The sequence below is a fragment of the Bacillus sp. UNC41MFS5 genome (assembly GCF_000686805.1).
In genome coordinates, this window is sequence record NZ_JMLP01000016.1 from 112,362 (window position 1) to 128,434 (window position 16,073).

14 protein-coding genes are annotated in these 16,073 nt (G+C 40.4%); 13 read left to right on the top strand and 1 reads right to left on the bottom strand.

What is annotated here, in order from left to right; all coding sequences use genetic code 11:
- The first annotated feature begins 28 nt into the window (after window positions 1–28).
- On the top strand, window positions 29–1,261 hold the full coding sequence (locus BR30_RS0109395; RefSeq protein WP_026564814.1) for an NAD(P)/FAD-dependent oxidoreductase: 1,233 nt from the start codon (window positions 29–31) through the stop codon (window positions 1,259–1,261).
- Window positions 1,262–1,443: 182 nt separating this feature from the next.
- Here BR30_RS0109395 and BR30_RS0109400 read toward each other — a convergent pair whose 3' ends face one another.
- Complete coding sequence (locus BR30_RS0109400; protein WP_026564815.1) at window positions 1,444–2,340, bottom strand: LysR family transcriptional regulator; 897 nt, start codon at window positions 2,338–2,340, stop codon at window positions 1,444–1,446.
- 131 nt (window positions 2,341–2,471) lie between these two features.
- Between BR30_RS0109400 and BR30_RS0109405 the strand changes: the two genes are divergently transcribed.
- From BR30_RS0109405 to BR30_RS0109455, 12 genes are all read left to right on the top strand, one after another.
- Window positions 2,472–3,518: a YeiH family protein gene (locus BR30_RS0109405; protein WP_026564816.1), complete on the top strand. Its 1,047-nt coding sequence runs from the start codon at window positions 2,472–2,474 to the stop codon at window positions 3,516–3,518.
- 346 nt (window positions 3,519–3,864) lie between these two features.
- On the top strand, window positions 3,865–4,650 hold the full coding sequence (locus BR30_RS0109410; protein WP_026564817.1) for a sulfite exporter TauE/SafE family protein: 786 nt from the start codon (window positions 3,865–3,867) through the stop codon (window positions 4,648–4,650).
- A gap of 34 nt (window positions 4,651–4,684) precedes the next feature.
- Window positions 4,685–5,893, top strand: a complete 1,209-nt coding sequence (locus tag BR30_RS0109415; RefSeq protein WP_026564818.1) for an FAD/NAD(P)-binding oxidoreductase — start codon at window positions 4,685–4,687, stop codon at window positions 5,891–5,893.
- A gap of 57 nt (window positions 5,894–5,950) precedes the next feature.
- A complete protein-coding gene (locus BR30_RS0109420; protein ID WP_026564819.1) occupies window positions 5,951–7,381 on the top strand; it encodes an MBL fold metallo-hydrolase in 1,431 nt (476 codons plus the stop codon).
- Window positions 7,382–7,613: 232 nt separating this feature from the next.
- Window positions 7,614–8,798, top strand: a complete 1,185-nt coding sequence (locus BR30_RS0109425) for a MalY/PatB family protein (RefSeq protein ID WP_026564820.1) — start codon at window positions 7,614–7,616, stop codon at window positions 8,796–8,798.
- A gap of 60 nt (window positions 8,799–8,858) precedes the next feature.
- Window positions 8,859–10,298: a sigma-54 interaction domain-containing protein gene (locus BR30_RS0109430; RefSeq protein WP_026564821.1), complete on the top strand. Its 1,440-nt coding sequence runs from the start codon at window positions 8,859–8,861 to the stop codon at window positions 10,296–10,298.
- Window positions 10,299–10,502: 204 nt separating this feature from the next.
- Window positions 10,503–11,981, top strand: a complete 1,479-nt coding sequence (locus BR30_RS0109435; RefSeq protein WP_051633532.1) for an amino acid permease — start codon at window positions 10,503–10,505, stop codon at window positions 11,979–11,981.
- Window positions 11,982–12,080: 99 nt separating this feature from the next.
- Window positions 12,081–12,458 carry a RidA family protein gene (locus BR30_RS0109440; RefSeq protein ID WP_026564823.1) on the top strand — a complete coding sequence of 126 codons (378 nt, stop codon included), beginning with the start codon at window positions 12,081–12,083 and terminating at the stop codon, window positions 12,456–12,458.
- A 90-nt stretch (window positions 12,459–12,548) separates the two neighbouring features.
- Window positions 12,549–13,544 (top strand): D-cysteate sulfo-lyase, encoded by a 996-nt coding sequence (locus tag BR30_RS0109445; RefSeq protein ID WP_026564824.1) that lies wholly within the window; start codon window positions 12,549–12,551, stop codon window positions 13,542–13,544.
- Between the two features lie 273 nt (window positions 13,545–13,817).
- Entirely contained in the window at window positions 13,818–14,975 is a 1,158-nt protein-coding gene (locus tag BR30_RS0109450) for a trans-sulfuration enzyme family protein (protein ID WP_026564825.1), read from the top strand.
- Window positions 14,976–15,078: 103 nt separating this feature from the next.
- A complete protein-coding gene (locus tag BR30_RS38395; protein ID WP_081825390.1) occupies window positions 15,079–15,351 on the top strand; it encodes a sigma 54-interacting transcriptional regulator in 273 nt (90 codons plus the stop codon).
- A complete protein-coding gene (locus tag BR30_RS0109455; protein ID WP_026564826.1) occupies window positions 15,251–16,072 on the top strand; it encodes an amino acid ABC transporter substrate-binding protein in 822 nt (273 codons plus the stop codon). Before BR30_RS38395 ends, BR30_RS0109455 begins: the two co-directional genes overlap by 101 nt.
- Window position 16,073 lies beyond the last annotated feature (1 nt).

Below are 16,073 nucleotides of genomic sequence, written 5' to 3' on the forward strand. Positions count from 1 at the left end.
CAAAGGCTGTGATTGGAGGTTACGATAAATGCAGAATCTATATGATGTGATTATTGTGGGCGGCCGGGTTGCGGGGGCTGCATCGGCGTATGAACTGTCTAAGAAAGGCTACAAAATCCTGCTTCTGGAGCGGAGTCAATTTCCAAGTGATATCCTCTCCACCCATAACTTTTTTAACAATTCATTGCTTATGTTAAAAGAAATGGGAGTCCTAGGGAAGCTGCTGGCAACGGGTACACCAACCTACAACCGGGCTTTCATTCAATTTGATGAGGAAGTGATTGATGGAAGATTTCCCGAGGTGGATGGAGAACCCAACTGTTTATGTATTCGCCGAACAATCCTAGATCAAATCTTATTCGAACATGCGAAAAAACAAGAGAATGTAACGGCCCTTCAAAAGTTTCGTGTAACCGATATTTTAATGGAGAATGGAACAGTTGCTGGAATTCAGGCCATTGATCCGAACGGAAGCACGGTTGAATTTAGAGCAAAACTGGTCATCGGCGCCGATGGTAGAAATTCTACTATCCGGAAAAAGGTAAATAGTGAGAAGTGGAAATCTGTTCCTACCGATTTTGCTTCTTATGTAGGCTATGTCAAAAACTTTACCCAAAAGGGAGAACGATGTGCTGAATTTTATAAAATAAAGGATAAATTAATCATCGCTTTTCCAACAAGTGATCAGCTGCATGTGATTGGGATTATGTTTCCGCTTGAAGACAAGGAATGGATGGAACGGTTCAAAGTTAATACTGAAGGTGCTTTTCGTGCTCTGGTCGATTTTGGTTTTGGTAATACTGATTTTCCAGATCGATTACAGGCAGCCGATTTTACATGTCAGGTTAAAGGATTATTGGGCTATGACAATGACTGGTACAACGGAATGGGCCAGGGCTGGGCACTAGTTGGAGATGCCCTTTCCTTTAAGGACCCAGCCGTGGGTCAAGGTATGCATGATGGTCTGTACGGGGCACGAATTCTTGCTGAAGTCCTCGGTCAGCACAAAGATTGGTCCATGAACTGGGAGCAAATGGCGGACCAATACAACCAAAGAATGAACGAAAAAATGCTTGCTAGGTTTGAAATGGCTTGCCAATTTACGAAGAATAGGCCATTCATGGAGGAACAACATTTGGTCAATCGATTAATCGGGATGAACCCAGACCTAACCCAAACCTTCCTAGGGTTTTATAATTATGCCAATGAACCAAAGGAGTTAGAAAGTAAGATTCAAAGTATGATTGAGAGTAATCGTTAGAGGTTCTTTAGCTTGGGAGCCACGGGGACGAAGAAAATAAACTACTAAAATGGATGCTGATTAAATAAGTGCTGCTTATTCAATCAGCATTTTTTTTGCGTGCCCAGCAAGCAGGGGTGTTACTACCTGTTGCAGGTAAAGAATGGCGCCCTATTGTAAAATGCAACAAAATTGCAACCACTTCATAAATCAGGTATGGCCTTATTACTTTCTCTTAATAGTTCTAAAAATACGCTTAACGCTTTAGTCTGGAATGGCGATCGTAAGACAACTGAAAATTTCCGTATCATTGGAAGTTGTTTTACGTTTATGACATTTAAAGAGCCCATTGAACATTCCTTACGAATCGCCCAGTAAGAAAGGAGACTAACACCAAGACCTGCTTCTACAGATTCCTTAATTAGTTGTGTACTTCCAAACTCCAATGTTTTTTTCGGAATGATTTCACATAATCTGAACATTTTCTCAGTTACTTCTCTAGTTCCAGATCCATTTTCCCTGACAATCCACGTTTCTTCCTCTAATTCTGATATGTTAATTTCACCATTTTTTTGTGCCAATCTATGTTTTGGTGATACCACCAGATACATGGAATCTTCTGCAAAAGGTTCGATTACTAAATTTTTATCTTTGAATTCCCCTTCCACAATTCCCACATCTAATTGGTGCTCCAAAACTAATTTTGCTACCTCTTTTGTGTTCCCAATCGTAATGGTTGGAGTGATTAATGGATATTTCCTATACATTTTTGCAATAACATGCGGCAAAACGTATTCCCCATATGTATAACTGGCACCAATTGAAAGAGGGCCACTCGACTTGTTGGTTAGATCATCTATTAAGTAATGCATTTTTGTATAGAGACCTAATATCTCTTTTGCGTGATGATAGACAATTTCCCCAGCTTTATTTAAGCGTACAAATTTATTACTGCGCTCCAACAATTTTGTCCCCATGGTCCTCTCAAAAGATTGAATATACTGGCTTACTGCAGGTTGAGTCATATGTAATTCTTCTGCTGCACGTGAAAAGTTTTCCATCTCTGCTACCGTTACAAAGACTTGTAACTGTTGATCCATTTTTATCAACCCTTTTACAGTTTATTTTTTATTATATAGTTTTACTTATGATAAGCATCATAAATAATTATTTTTCTTATAGATAGAAAAGGTTTAGTCTGAGATTGTTAATAAATATAGGTGGTGATGAGATGGAAGCGCAATACACTAGAGTAAATAAAGAGCCTATCCAACCCCTAAAAAAAACCTCATCTTTTGGCCAATGGATCGGTGGAATTGGCTTTACCTTTATGATTGCCTTACTGGGCTACTTATTGGCAAAAACGCCTGGATTTGATCATGTTGGTCAATTAGCATCCGCGATTGTGATCGCAGTCATGTATCGGCAATTTTTTGGTTACCCTGAATTCCTCCGTTCAGGTATAGGATTTTCTTCGAAAAGATTATTACGGTTTGCGATTATTTTGTATGGACTTAAGCTCAATATAGGTACGGTTTTACAGGATGGTTTAGGATTACTTGTTCGAGATACTGGGGTTATTATCTTTGCTATCTTGGTAACAGTATGGCTAGCTCGAATGTTGAAGGCAGATAAAAATATATCACTTCTACTTGGAGTAGGTACAGGGGTGTGTGGTGCGGCAGCCATAGCTGCGATAGCGCCAATTATTAAATCAAAAGATGAAGATACCGCCATGGGTGTTGGTATTATAGCTTTAGTTGGGACGATTTTTGCGATTTCTTATACGATATTACGGCCCTTCTTAGCGTTGTCAGACTTAGATTATGGCATTTGGTCAGGAATTAGCTTACATGAAATTGCTCACGTTGCCTTAGCTGCAGCACCAGGGGGACAAGATGCACTAGCTATTGGTTTACTTGCAAAATTAGGTCGAGTGTTTTTACTTGTTCCTCTGTGCTTTCTTTTGATGTACATCATGAAAAGGAAAAGATCTAGGGACGAATGTTCTGAAACGAAAGTTGAATTTCCTTGGTTTTTAATAGGGTTCATTATCATGAGCATTATGGGAAGTTATGTCATGGGTACAACTATTCCAGTATCAAGTGAATTTATGAATGGTATTTCCAAGCTTACTACATGGTATTTAACAGCAGCAATGGTCGGACTCGGATTAAATGTAAGTCTTCGGGATCTTCGTACGAAAGCATTAAAACCGTTAATCGCGATGGGGATTACATCTATCTGTCTTTCCATTCTAGCTTACTTTATTGTATAAAAATTCAGATAGTTAGCTTTAATATTGATAATGTAAAAAAGCATGAGGACAAAAAATTTTCCTCAAGCTTTTTTTATTTCGAATTAGTATGGAATGGATAGCTTGAAGAGTTTATCACAGATGCAAAAATAGTTCCTAGTCCTAGGAAGAGTCTAAGCTTGATGATAAAGGGTTTTTTAATATGAATGATAGCAAAATTGGGAATTAAAAAAGAGTGGGGTTGGCAAATCAAGCAGTTTTACAGAAGAAATCAGTTGGCATGGTTCTTGCATTATAAATGATAAGTAAATAGAGAAAGGAGGGAGGAGATGAATCACCAGCTACTCTGTGAGAGTCTCAGAAAAGAATGACAACAATTCAAGTATTCCTTTCCATTTTTTCTGGAACGATTGTTGGATTCGTACTTGGTTTGCTCGGTGGAGGTGGATCTATTCTTGCGGTTCCTCTTTTGCTTTACGTTGTCGGTATGAAAGATCCTCATGTGGTCATTGGCACGACAGCGTCAGCCGTAGCTATAAATGCCTACGTAAACCTTATACCACACTCACGTGCCGGTAATGTGCAGTGGAAGGCAGCAATTGTTTTCGCCATCCCTGGTGCCCTGAGTGCTTATACAGGATCAATGATTGGAAAGTTGGTACCTGGGAAACAGTTATTGTTTCTTTTTGCCATTCTGATGATTGTTATGGCTGTAAAAATGGTTTCGCCAAAAAAAGAGGAGAGTAGTCAAGCAGACAATCTTAAAAATCAAATCAAAATGCCACAGTTGATCATCATGGCGATCCTGGTGGGATTGTTATCCGGATTTTTCGGGATTGGCGGAGGATTTTTGATTGTTCCTGGCTTGATTTTTGCGGCCAGAATGCCAATGATTGCGGCAATTGGAACTTCTTTGGTATCAGTCGGTACATTTGGACTTACAACAGCAGTGAGTTACAGTTTTTCCGGCCTCATAAACTGGTGGGTTATGTTGGCGTTTGTTGGAGGCGGAGTTGGCGGTGGAATGGTGGGAGCAAGGCTTGCGGCACGCTTAAGTAAGCAGCGGCGCACACTCCATTATATATTTTCCGGTGTAGTTATGTTCGTCGCCATATACATGCTGATTATTAGTGCTGAAGCCTTAGATTTGTGAGCCGCTTTACTAAAATGGAGATGAGGAAATAAGAATGCTAAATGTGAAGAATGAGACACATTACAAAATTTTGATTATAGGCGGTGGGAGTGCTGGAATTACGGTTGCAGCCCGTCTCCTGCGTGAAGCACACAGCCTAAGCGGAAATATTGCTATCGTTGATCCCGCAACAAAACATTATTATCAGCCATTATGGACACTTGTCGGAGCTGGCGAAGCGGATAAAACGGTGACACAAAGGGAAGAAGCATCCGTAATTCCGAGTGGAGCCGTTTGGGTGCAAGATGCGGTTACAGCATTTCAACCAGATGAAAATGCGGTTGTAACTGCATCTGGAAAGAAACTGCACTATGAGTATCTAGTTGTTGCTGCAGGGATTCAAATTGATTGGCATAAAATCAAAGGGTTGAAAGAAAGTATTGGAAAGAATGGGGTATGTAGTAATTACTCTTATGACTATGTTGATAGCACATGGGAAACGATTCGCAACTTCAAAGGAGGTACTTCCATCTTTACGAATCCGAATACTCCGGTGAAGTGTGGTGGAGCCCCTCAAAAAATCATGTATTTGGCGGATGATTATTTCAGAAAATCAGGAGTGCGCCCACACTCTTCAGTTATTTTTGCTTCAGGCAGCCCAAGCATATTCAATGTGAAAAAATATGAACAGGCACTTAACAAAATAATAGAACGAAAAGAAATCGAGACATGGTTTATGCACAATCTCATTGAAATCGATGGTGAAAAAAAGCAAGCGACATTCGAAAATCTGAACACACAAGAACGTGTAAATATCCAATATGACATGATTCATGTGGTACCACCAATGAGCGCCCCTGACTTTATTAAGAATAGCCCGCTTGCGGCAAGTAATGGTTGGCTGAATGTAGACAAATATACGCTGAAGCATCAATGCTTTGACAATGTTTTTGGCATTGGGGACTGCACCAACCTGCCTACGTCGAAAACGGGGGCTGCGATTCGTAAACAAGCACCCGTACTTGTAAAAAATTTACTTCATCGGATGCGAGCCAAACCATTGGTTCATCAATATGACGGTTATACATCATGCCCGCTTGTTACCAGATATGGACGGCTTATACTGGCCGAATTCAATTATGATTTACAGCCGCAGGAAACCTTCCCGATCAATCAGGCACGCGAGAGGTACAGCATGTATGTATTGAAGAAAAACTTCCTTCCCGTTATGTATTGGAAGGGAATGCTCAAAGGTAGGATGTAATCATGTTTCTGATAGTCATAACAAAACAAAAGCAAGCGTTTAAAAGGAGGATGACTGATGTTACTCAAATACTTTTATGATGAGAAACTGGCTCAAGCTTCATACCTTGTGGGATGTCAGGATACGGGTGAAGCAATCATTGTTGATCCGTCACGCAACATAGAACCTTACATTGAAACAGCAAGAGCACATGGTGTTCAGATTGTGGGTGCAACGGAAACACACATCCACGCGGACTTTTTGTCTGGATCGCAGGAGCTAGCTTCCAGGCTGGGAGCCACATTGTATTTTTCTGATGAAGGAGGACCGGACTGGAAATATGAGTACGCAACTGGGTATGAACACTTTTATCTTAGAAATAGAGATGTTTTTGCTATTGGAAATATCCAATTTGAGGTGATGCATACACCAGGACACACACCTGAACATATATCGCTGCTTGTAACAGATGGCGGTGCATCTATCAAGGGCCCGATCGGCATATTTACCGGAGATTTTGTGTTTGTCGGTGACGTGGGCCGTCCCGATTTATTAGAAAAAGCCGTGGGGGTACGAGGTTCCTCAGAAAAAATGGCACGCATGATGTATCGGTCACTAAAGCAGTTTAAAAAGCTTCCTGACTATCTGCAAGTATGGCCAGGACATGGAGCGGGCAGTGCCTGTGGTAAAGCGTTAGGAGCAGTACCTTCTTCAACCATCGGCTATGAAAAACGGACAAATTGGGCATTGCAATATGATAACGAGGATCGTTTTATAGAAGCGCTGTTGGCTGGACAGCCGGAGGCACCCCCTTATTTTTCAATGATGAAGCGGTTGAATAAAGAGGGGGCACAGCAAATCCAAAGGATGGCAGTACCGCTTCGTATGGATGTTTCGATCGGGATTGTGCAGGAATGGGTGAAAGAGGAAATGGTCATTGATACGCGTCCAGCCAGTGATTTTGCTGCCAAGCATTTACAAGGCGTGATGAATATTCCTTATAATAAATCATTTGTAACTTGGGCGGGATGGCTGCTGAATTATGACCAGCCAATCTATCTTCTAGCAACCAATACGGATGTGGAAGATATCGTGAAGGATCTCCAGTCCATTGGATTGGATCGTATCGTTGCCACAATGGATCCATGTGTGATGGAGCTGCTAGGTGAGTCTGATTCGCGTGGAATGAAATATGAAGAAGTGACATTGGATCAGGTAGAGGGCGCAATTCAAACAGAAGGCATATATGTACTTGATGTCCGAAGTAAGAGCGAGTGGGAAGAAGGCCATATTCCGCAGGCGAAGCACGTGATGCTCGGTCATCTGCAGGAACAGGCACACACCATTCCGCATGATAAACCCATTTTAGTTTATTGCAAAACTGGCGGAAGATCTGCTATCGCTGCAAGCCTTCTGCAAGTTCATGGTTTTAAAGACGTACAAAGTCTTGTGGGCGGTTATGAGGAATGGAGAAAACAGGAAAAGTTGCGAACCACTAGAGATGTTTAAATGAAATCTTTGAATGTTATCATCTATGCGAAATATTTACCATGTTTGCAAACTTGCCAATGCTTATAATGAAAGCGTTTATAAAATTAACATTCGCGGTATTCGGAATTCAATCAAGAATTCTATAAAAATAAGGCGATTTTATAAGGGCAATAAGTTGGCATGAAAATTGCGTATATAAATTACGTAAAGAGATTTATGCATAAGCAAACATAAAAAGGAGAGATACTTCATGAAATATAATTTTGACCAAGAAATCTGTCGCCTGGGCACTGACTGTGAAAAATGGGATAATCTTAAAACTCAATTTGGTGTAAAGGATGTTATTCCGATGTGGGTGGCCGATATGGATTTCCCGTCTCCGCAACCTGTCATCGAAGCGTTAAAAAAGCGGGCGGAGCACGGTGTTTATGGCTACGGGCTTAGATCAGACTCGTATATGGAATCCATTGTTGACTGGATAAAAAGAAGACATCGATGGACCGTTAAGAAAGAATGGATTACCCACAGCCCAGGCGTAATTCCGGCCTTATCGCTTTCGATTCAGTCCTTTACGAAGCCAGGAGATAAAATTATTATCCAACCGCCTGTATACCATCATTTTGCCCGTGTGATCCAAGCGGCCGGCCGTGAAATTGTAAGCAATCCGCTTATGCTTGAAAATGGGCGTTATTCCATGGATTTCGAAGACTTGGAGGCAAAGATAGATGCAAAAGTAAAAATGTTAATTCTTTGTAGTCCTCATAACCCGATCGGAAGGGTATGGAGCAAAGAAGAATTGACGAGGTTGGGACAGCTTTGTATAAAGCACAACATTCTCATTGTAGCGGATGAAATTCATTTTGATTTTGTCTATAAGACACATACTCACATTCCTTTTGCTTCTATTTCAGAAGAGTTTGCGAATCACTCCCTTACCTGCATTGCGCCAAGCAAAACTTTTAACATGATGGGTGTGCAGACGTCGAGTATTATTATTCCAAATCAGCAACTGCGCGATAGGTATAATCAGGAACTTCATACATTATCCATTGGTTCGCCAAACATATTTGGCGTTGTTGCGTTAGAGGCTGCTTACCGCTATGGAGAAGAATGGCTGGATCAGCTCCTTGATTATTTGCAGGGGAATTTGGAGTACACTTTGAGTTACTTCCGCAACAACATCCCGCAAATCAACGTCATCCAGCCAGAAGGCACATACCTTGTATGGCTGGATTGCCGGGAATTGTGTTTTTCAGTTAAAGAACTGGATGATTTTATGTTACAGAGAGCAAGAGTGGCAATGAATGAAGGGCACATTTTCGGTAAGGAAGGTGAAGGATTTATGAGGCTAAATATTGCTTGTCCGCGTTCGATGTTAAAAAATGCGCTGGGTGGAATAGAAAACGCTGTCGCTTCTTTATGTAAGGTTCATTAAGTTATTTTGTGATGATGTTTATTATTCCATATAACAAACGCTATAGGAGAGGAGGATCATATGGCAGGCTTTATTGGCATACAGCAGTTTATTCAAGACTACACGGAGAACACGGCAGAAATCCTTGGTTTGGATATAACTGTACTTGATGAAAAGGGTGTTCGCATTAGCGGGACCGGCTATTATAAAGAGCTCATTGGCAAAGCGGCTCCGGAAGGCTCCTTTTTCAAAATGATATTGGAAACTGGAGAGCCTGGAGTAATCTACGATGTAAAAAAAGATGAGTCGCAATGTATGAAGTGTCAATTCGTTAATCAATGCAAAGAACTCGCTACCATTGGATTTCCAATTGTAAAGCAAGATAAACTAGTTGGCGTCATTGGCATGATTGGTTTTTCTCATAAACAAAAGGAAAAAATGATTATAGAATCAGAGAAGCTGATACGTTTTTTAAGCAATGGTAGTACATTGTTAGGCAATAAATTAGCGATGCTAGACCTTGGTAAAGAAAAGGGGTGTAAAATTCAAGAGGATATCCCGGTCCCCTCAAATACCATTTCTTTTGAAAACATTCTTGGTAAAGATTCTGGGCTTCAAGATGTGATTAAAAAAGCAAGAAGGATTATAAACAGCCCATCCACTGTCCTGATAAGGGGAGATAGCGGTACGGGGAAGGAATTATTAGCCAAAGCGATTCATTTTGAAAGCAAGCGCCGAACGTATCCATTTGTAGCAGTCAATTGCGCCGCCATACCTGAAAGCTTATTGGAAAGTGAGTTGTTTGGTTATGAGGGGGGATCATTTACCGGTTCAAACCGGAATGGGAAAATAGGAAAATTCGAATTAGCGGACAATGGAACCATTTTTCTTGATGAAATTGGGGATATGCCTCTATTCTTGCAACCCAAATTATTACGGGTTTTACAAGAAAGAGAGATTGAAAGAATCGGTGGAAAAAAAGCAATCGGGATTAATGTACGGGTAATTGCGGCCACTCACCGAAACTTAGAAGAAATGGTGCAGAAGGGCACTTTTCGCGAGGATTTGTACTATCGTCTCAATGTCATTCCCCTCCATACTAAATCCTTACAAGAGCGGCGTGATGATATCGCCTTGTATCTCGAACATTTCATTCAAAAACATTGCAGGATCATGCAAAGGTCTCCACTGAGACTTGACCCTATGCTAGAGCGATGGCTTATACGTTATGATTGGCCGGGGAATATACGGCAGTTGGAAAACGCCGTAGAATATATGGTCAATATGGCTGAATCAGATATGATCGGCTTCCATGATGTACCTGATTATATACTTCAACAGGATCGTCTCTCTGTCGAGAGTAGAGGAATGAGTTTAGAACAAATGATTTCAGAATATGAAAGAGATGTAATCCAGAGCTACTTCTTAGCTGAAAAATATGATAAAGAACAAATCGCCCGGGAACTACAGATTAGCCTGTCTACTCTTTATCGTAAGTTGGAAAAATATAATTTATGTTAACTTCATAAAAAGTTAATTGAAATGAAAGCGGGAGAGTGCTTCTATCATTTTCCCGCATGGATTTTTAGAGAGGGGTGAGGACAAAAGAAGCAGGTAGAGCTACGTTTTAAAATAACTGAAATTTCTAAAAAGAAACAAAAGCTTAACAGCCAGAAGAGGCAATACAAATTGCATTTGAACTATGAATAAATAGGGGGACATGCTATGGGGAGATTAGAAGCAGAGTTAAGTAACGTGTTAGAAGGGCGAAATTCAAAAGGATCATTACAACGGAAGCTGAAATCTAGACATTTAACAATGATGGCTATTGGGGGCGCTATTGGAACGGGATTGTTTGTATCCAGCGGATCAACGATTAGCACTGCAGGGCCGGGAGGAGCGCTTGCTGCGTATATTCTGGTCGGCATTATGGTCTATTTTGTCATGAATAGTTTGGGAGAGCTATCGGCCTTTTTACCGGTTCCAGGGGCCTTTGACATTTATGCCTCAAAGTATGTTGATCCTGCGTTTGGCTTTGCGTTAGGTTGGAACTATTGGTATACAACCGCGATTACGGTTCCTGCTGATTTGGTGGCCTCTACCCTTATAATGAAGTATTGGTTCCCAAACGTACCTTCTCTCTGGTGGAGCGCACTATTTCTGGGGTTGCTGCTAATCTTAAATATTTTATCAGTCAAGGCATTTGGGGAAACTGAATACTGGTTTGCCGGTATTAAGGTCATCTCAATCATCGTGTTTCTCGTTATTGGGGTTGCCATGATTTTTGGAATTATGGGAGGACATGCGGTCGGGTTTAGTAACTTTACCCAAGGAGATGCTCCTTTTCATGGAGGGCTGATATCTATCTTTAGTGTAATGCTCGTCGCTGGTTTTGCATTTCAGGGAACCGAAGTTATTGCGACGGCTGCTGGTGAAACCGATAATCCTTCGAAAAACGTACCGAAGGCGATTCGTTCCATCTTTTGGCGAATCCTCATCTTCTACGTATTAACGATTTTTGTTATTGGCTTGATAATTCCTTATACAGATCCGAACCTACTTAAATCCGGCGTTAAAAATGTTTCTATCAGTCCCTTCACGCTCGTTCTTCAAAGAGCCGGTTTGGCATTTGCGGCTTCAGTTATGAATGCCGTGCTCCTTACGTCTGTTTTATCGGCAGCTAATTCAGCAATGTATGCGTCTTCACGTATGCTATGGGCATTGGCGAAAGAAGGAAAGGCACCACGCATCTTTGGACGGCTTAACCGGAGGGGAATTCCCATGTTGGCTCTGTGTACGACGGCGATTTTAGGACTTATCTCTTTTTTGGCTTCCCTTTTTGGAAATGGTTCGGTTTTTATTTGGCTGGTAAATGCTTCAGCTCTTACCGGATTTATCAAGTGGTTAGGTATTGCCGTCAGTCATTATCGTTTTCGTAAGGCATATGTGGCACAAGGAAGAGATTTAAATGACTTGCCGTTTAAAGCCAAATGGTACCCGCTGGGTCCGGTTATCACGCTATTATTTTTTGTGGTTTTCATTCTTGGACAGCATCTTTTTTCCGGACATCAAGTTAGCTGGGCAGAAATTCTCGCGACATATATTGGTCTTCCTATTTTCTTGCTTCTCTGGCTTGGTTATAAATTCATTAAGAAAACAAAAGTTGTTCCTCTTATGGAGTGTGATTTTGAACGCAAAGAATAGTAGGGAAAGCTGTGTGTAATGTACGGCGCTTATTTTCAGAGGAACAGTAAACACAATTCCGTTTAAACAGGATTACATAAAAAAAAAGAGGTGGTTTTTATGATAAAAGAAACAATCATAACCAAACAAGCTCCCAAGGCTATCGGTCCTTATTCACAAGGTATTAAAGCAGGAAATGTTGTGTACACTTCAGGGCAGCTTCCGATTCATCCTAAAACCGGAGAAATGCCTGATAGTATTGAGGAGCAAACAAGGATGTCACTGGAGAATCTCAAGCAGGTTATAGAAGCGGCAGGAGCTAGCTTACAGCAGGTAATAAAAACAACGGTTTTTTTAAGCGATATGAATCATTTTGCCGCGATGAATCAAGTATATGGCGAATTTTTTTCCGTGAATTATCCGGCTAGAAGCGCAATTGAAGTTGCTCGTTTACCAAAAGATGCTTTGATTGAAATCGAAGCGGTCGTTATGATTTAATCATAATCATTGAAAAGAGAACGTCAGATTAATATTCTCTTTTCTTTATTTACATATGGCTTTAAACAGAAGATACAGGAGGAGATTTATATGAATTTAGCACAATTCCCTAGACAACGTTATACACCAACATATACACCCATTGAGAAATTACATCATTTTTCTGAAGTTCTTGGTGGTCCTTCGATTTATATTAAACGAGATGATTTACTTGGGCTGACGGCCGGTGGAAATAAAACAAGAAAACTAGAGTTCCTTGTTGCCGATGCATTGGAAAAAGGCGCGGATACGTTAATTACATGTGGAGGCATTCAATCAAATCATTGCCGTTTAACGCTGGCCGCTGCCGTCAAAGAGAAAATGAAGTGCATTCTCGTATTGGAAGAGGGGCTTTTAACAAATTCTGAGCCAGATTTTAATGGGAACTATTTTCTGTATCATTTACTGGGCGCTGAAAAAGTCAAGGTTGTACCTAATGGGACAGACTTGATGAAAGAAATGCTGAAAGTAGCTAAAGAGGTAACGAATGAGGGAAATAAGCCTTATATCATTCCGGTTGGGGGATCGAATGGTATTGGTGCAACGGGATATGTTGCTTGCGCTCAGGAGATTTTGGCACAGTCCTTTGATCAAGGCGTCAATATGAATGCTGTTGTTTGTGTAAGCGGTAGCGGGGGAATGCATGCAGGTTTGGTGACTGGATTTTATGGAAATCAAAGTAAAATACCGGTAATCGGAATAAACGTAAGCAGAGGAAAAGTGGAACAAGAAGAGAAAGTTTTTCAGCTTGTTAAAGAAACTTCAGCACATATCGGCATTCCAAATTCAATCCCTGGTGAGGCTATTACGTGTTTTGATGAATATGTCGGACCAGGCTATGCTATACCTACGCCTGAAATGGTGGAAGCTGTCAAGCTCATGGCAAGAACAGAAGGAATTTTGCTGGATCCGGTATATACAGGTAAAGCAGCAGCGGGATTCATTGATTTAATACAAAAAGGCACCTTTAAGCCGGACGATAACATCCTGTTTGTACACTCTGGCGGAGCCTCAGCGTTATACGCCAATACTTCGCTCTTTTATTGAAGTTTAAGAGGGAATTCTCCTATTCATACGGGTGGTATTTTTGGATGGATGAGAAAATTAATAGGTTATATCGATTGATTTAAAAAGTTTCTGTTGATGGACATATCTTCAGATGTGTCCATCAGATTTAAAAAAAGAGTTGTATGAATGAATTTAGTTTACGAAAATATGTAATCGCATACAAAAATATCTTGAAAAATGACAATTCACACTTAGGGTCCAATGAAATAAAGGTTATTGTGCCAAATGACCATGAAAGAGAGAGTGTAAATAATGAACTATTCATCAAAACTAGTAAAAGTAAATAAAGATCCAGGGCATGGCTCACACATCTCTCCTGTTTATATGACTTCCACGTTTGTTTTTGATAATGCAGAAATTGGAGCAAAACGCTTCGCAGGAGAAGATCCAGGATTTATGTATTCACGCCTGGGAAATCCAAATGTTCGAGAGCTAGAAGAGAAGGTAGCGGCATTGGAATTTGGTGAAGGTTGTTTGGCGTTCTCATCTGGGATGGCTGCTATAACTGGTTGCCTTTTGGGTATTTTGCAGGCAGGGGATCACGTTGTTGCACACACAGCGTTGTATGGGGCGACGCACGCATTTCTAACCAAAACGGTAAAGAAGTTTGGAATTGATGTAACATTTGTACAATTTAAAAATGGGGAAGAGCTTGAACCACACATTACAGATAGAACGAAAGTGGTTTACTTTGAAACACCTTCCAATCCTACGCTTTCCTTAGTGGATATGAAAAGTGTAGCGGCGTTCGCCAAGCAAAAGGGTATCTTAACCGTAGTTGATAATACGTTTTTGTCCCCATATTTCCAAAATCCTATTCTATGCGGAATTGATATTGTCGTCCACAGTGCAACAAAATATTTGTCCGGTCATGGATATCTTATTGGTGGACTAGTGATTTCCAGCAAGGAAATTATTGATCCGATGAGAAAAGAAGTGCAGAAGACAATGGGAGCAAATATGGCCCCAATGGATGCCTGGCTTCTCTGTCAAGGGATACGTACATTACACATTCGCATCGATCGTTCACAAGAAAATGCACAAATTTTGGCTGACCGATTGGAAAAACATAAGGCTATAGAGAAGGTGTATTTTCCAGGACTAGCAAGTTTCGAAGATAAAAATATTATGGAGAAACAAATGAAAGGTCCTGGAGCAATGATTTCTTTTGTTTTGAAGGGGGGATACCAAACAGGTGTTAAACTTATGAATTCAGTAAAATTGTGTACTTTAGCAGTTTCCCTAGGGGACATAGGTACACTAATTCAACATCCAGCTTCGATGACACATGCGATTATCCCTAAAGAAGAAAGAGAAAAAGCAGGTCTCAATGATGGACTCGTTCGTTTTTCGGTTGGAATTGAAGATGTGGAAGATATATGGAAAGATCTCGAAATGGCATTAGAATAACGGAGGGTATCAGTGTCCACCTCTATTCGGAAGAAGCTCTAAACAACCTACTCATAATTTTTTGTGTAGAGTATACGAAAAATTATCAGAATAATATAAAAATATGAATATTTGTAATAGTATAATTTTTATTGGTTTTCTAGAAAATAAGCTGTTATTGCTAGATTACAATCAAGAATCAGATTTATTTGGTTATGAGGGAGGTGATTTCACAGGATCAAGACGTGAAGGGAATATTGGAAAATTTGAATATGCGCATAAAGGGGGATATTTGTATGAAAAAGAGTTTAAAAATAGTCGCTTTTTCGTTACTCGTTTCACTTATGTTAACTGCATGTGGAAAAACGCAGAATCAAGCAACCACTCAACCGGATAATCAGGCAGCTGGGAGTAAGAATCTACTAAAGCAAATTAAAGCAGAAAGAAAAATTAAAATTGGAACAGAAGGAACCTATGCACCGTTTAGCTACCATGATGCTTCAGGAAAATTAACTGGTTTTGATATCGAAATCGCTGAGGAAGTAGCGAACAGACTTGGTGTGAAACCAGATTTTATTGAAACTCCATGGGACGGTATATTTGCAGGACTTGATTCGAAGCGATTCGATATCATTGTTAATCAAGTTGGAATACGTCCTGATCGTCAGGAAAAATACGATTTTTCTGAGTCATATATTGTGTCAAAACCTTTCTTGATTGTTCACAAAGACAATGACACTATTAAATCATTTGCAGATTTGAAAGGAAAAAAAGCAGCTCAGACACTAACTAGTAATTTTAAGGATATAGCAATATCCAACGGTGCTGAAATCGTGGGAGTCGAAGGATTTAATCAATCCGTTGATTTAATACTTTCAAAACGCGCTGATGCGACTGTGAATGATGGATTATCCTATCTCGATTTCAAAAAGCAAAAGCCTGATGCACCTATTAAAGCTGTAGCAGAGCTTGATGAACCGGCACAAATGGGAATTATGTTTAGGAAGGGGAATAAAGAATTGGTAGAGGCCGTAAATAAAGCACTCTCCGACATGAAGAAAGATGGTACGTATTTAAGCATCTCACAAAAATACTTTGAAACCGATGTTTCAAAATAAG

Bases quoted from the DNA above. Each gene is read 5' to 3' on its own strand.
- BR30_RS0109395 (WP_026564814.1), top strand. From the start codon at position 29: ATGCAGAATCTATATGATGTGATTATTGTGGGCGGCCGGGTTGCGGGG.
- BR30_RS0109400 (WP_026564815.1), bottom strand. From the start codon at position 2,340: ATGGATCAACAGTTACAAGTCTTTGTAACGGTAGCAGAGATGGAAAAC.
- BR30_RS0109405 (WP_026564816.1), top strand. From the start codon at position 2,472: ATGGAAGCGCAATACACTAGAGTAAATAAAGAGCCTATCCAACCCCTA.
- BR30_RS0109410 (WP_026564817.1), top strand. From the start codon at position 3,865: ATGACAACAATTCAAGTATTCCTTTCCATTTTTTCTGGAACGATTGTT.
- BR30_RS0109415 (WP_026564818.1), top strand. From the start codon at position 4,685: ATGCTAAATGTGAAGAATGAGACACATTACAAAATTTTGATTATAGGC.
- BR30_RS0109420 (WP_026564819.1), top strand. From the start codon at position 5,951: ATGTTACTCAAATACTTTTATGATGAGAAACTGGCTCAAGCTTCATAC.
- BR30_RS0109425 (WP_026564820.1), top strand. From the start codon at position 7,614: ATGAAATATAATTTTGACCAAGAAATCTGTCGCCTGGGCACTGACTGT.
- BR30_RS0109430 (WP_026564821.1), top strand. From the start codon at position 8,859: ATGGCAGGCTTTATTGGCATACAGCAGTTTATTCAAGACTACACGGAG.
- BR30_RS0109435 (WP_051633532.1), top strand. From the start codon at position 10,503: ATGGGGAGATTAGAAGCAGAGTTAAGTAACGTGTTAGAAGGGCGAAAT.
- BR30_RS0109440 (WP_026564823.1), top strand. From the start codon at position 12,081: ATGATAAAAGAAACAATCATAACCAAACAAGCTCCCAAGGCTATCGGT.
- BR30_RS0109445 (WP_026564824.1), top strand. From the start codon at position 12,549: ATGAATTTAGCACAATTCCCTAGACAACGTTATACACCAACATATACA.
- BR30_RS0109450 (WP_026564825.1), top strand. From the start codon at position 13,818: ATGAACTATTCATCAAAACTAGTAAAAGTAAATAAAGATCCAGGGCAT.
- BR30_RS38395 (WP_081825390.1), top strand. From the start codon at position 15,079: ATGAATATTTGTAATAGTATAATTTTTATTGGTTTTCTAGAAAATAAG.
- BR30_RS0109455 (WP_026564826.1), top strand. From the start codon at position 15,251: ATGAAAAAGAGTTTAAAAATAGTCGCTTTTTCGTTACTCGTTTCACTT.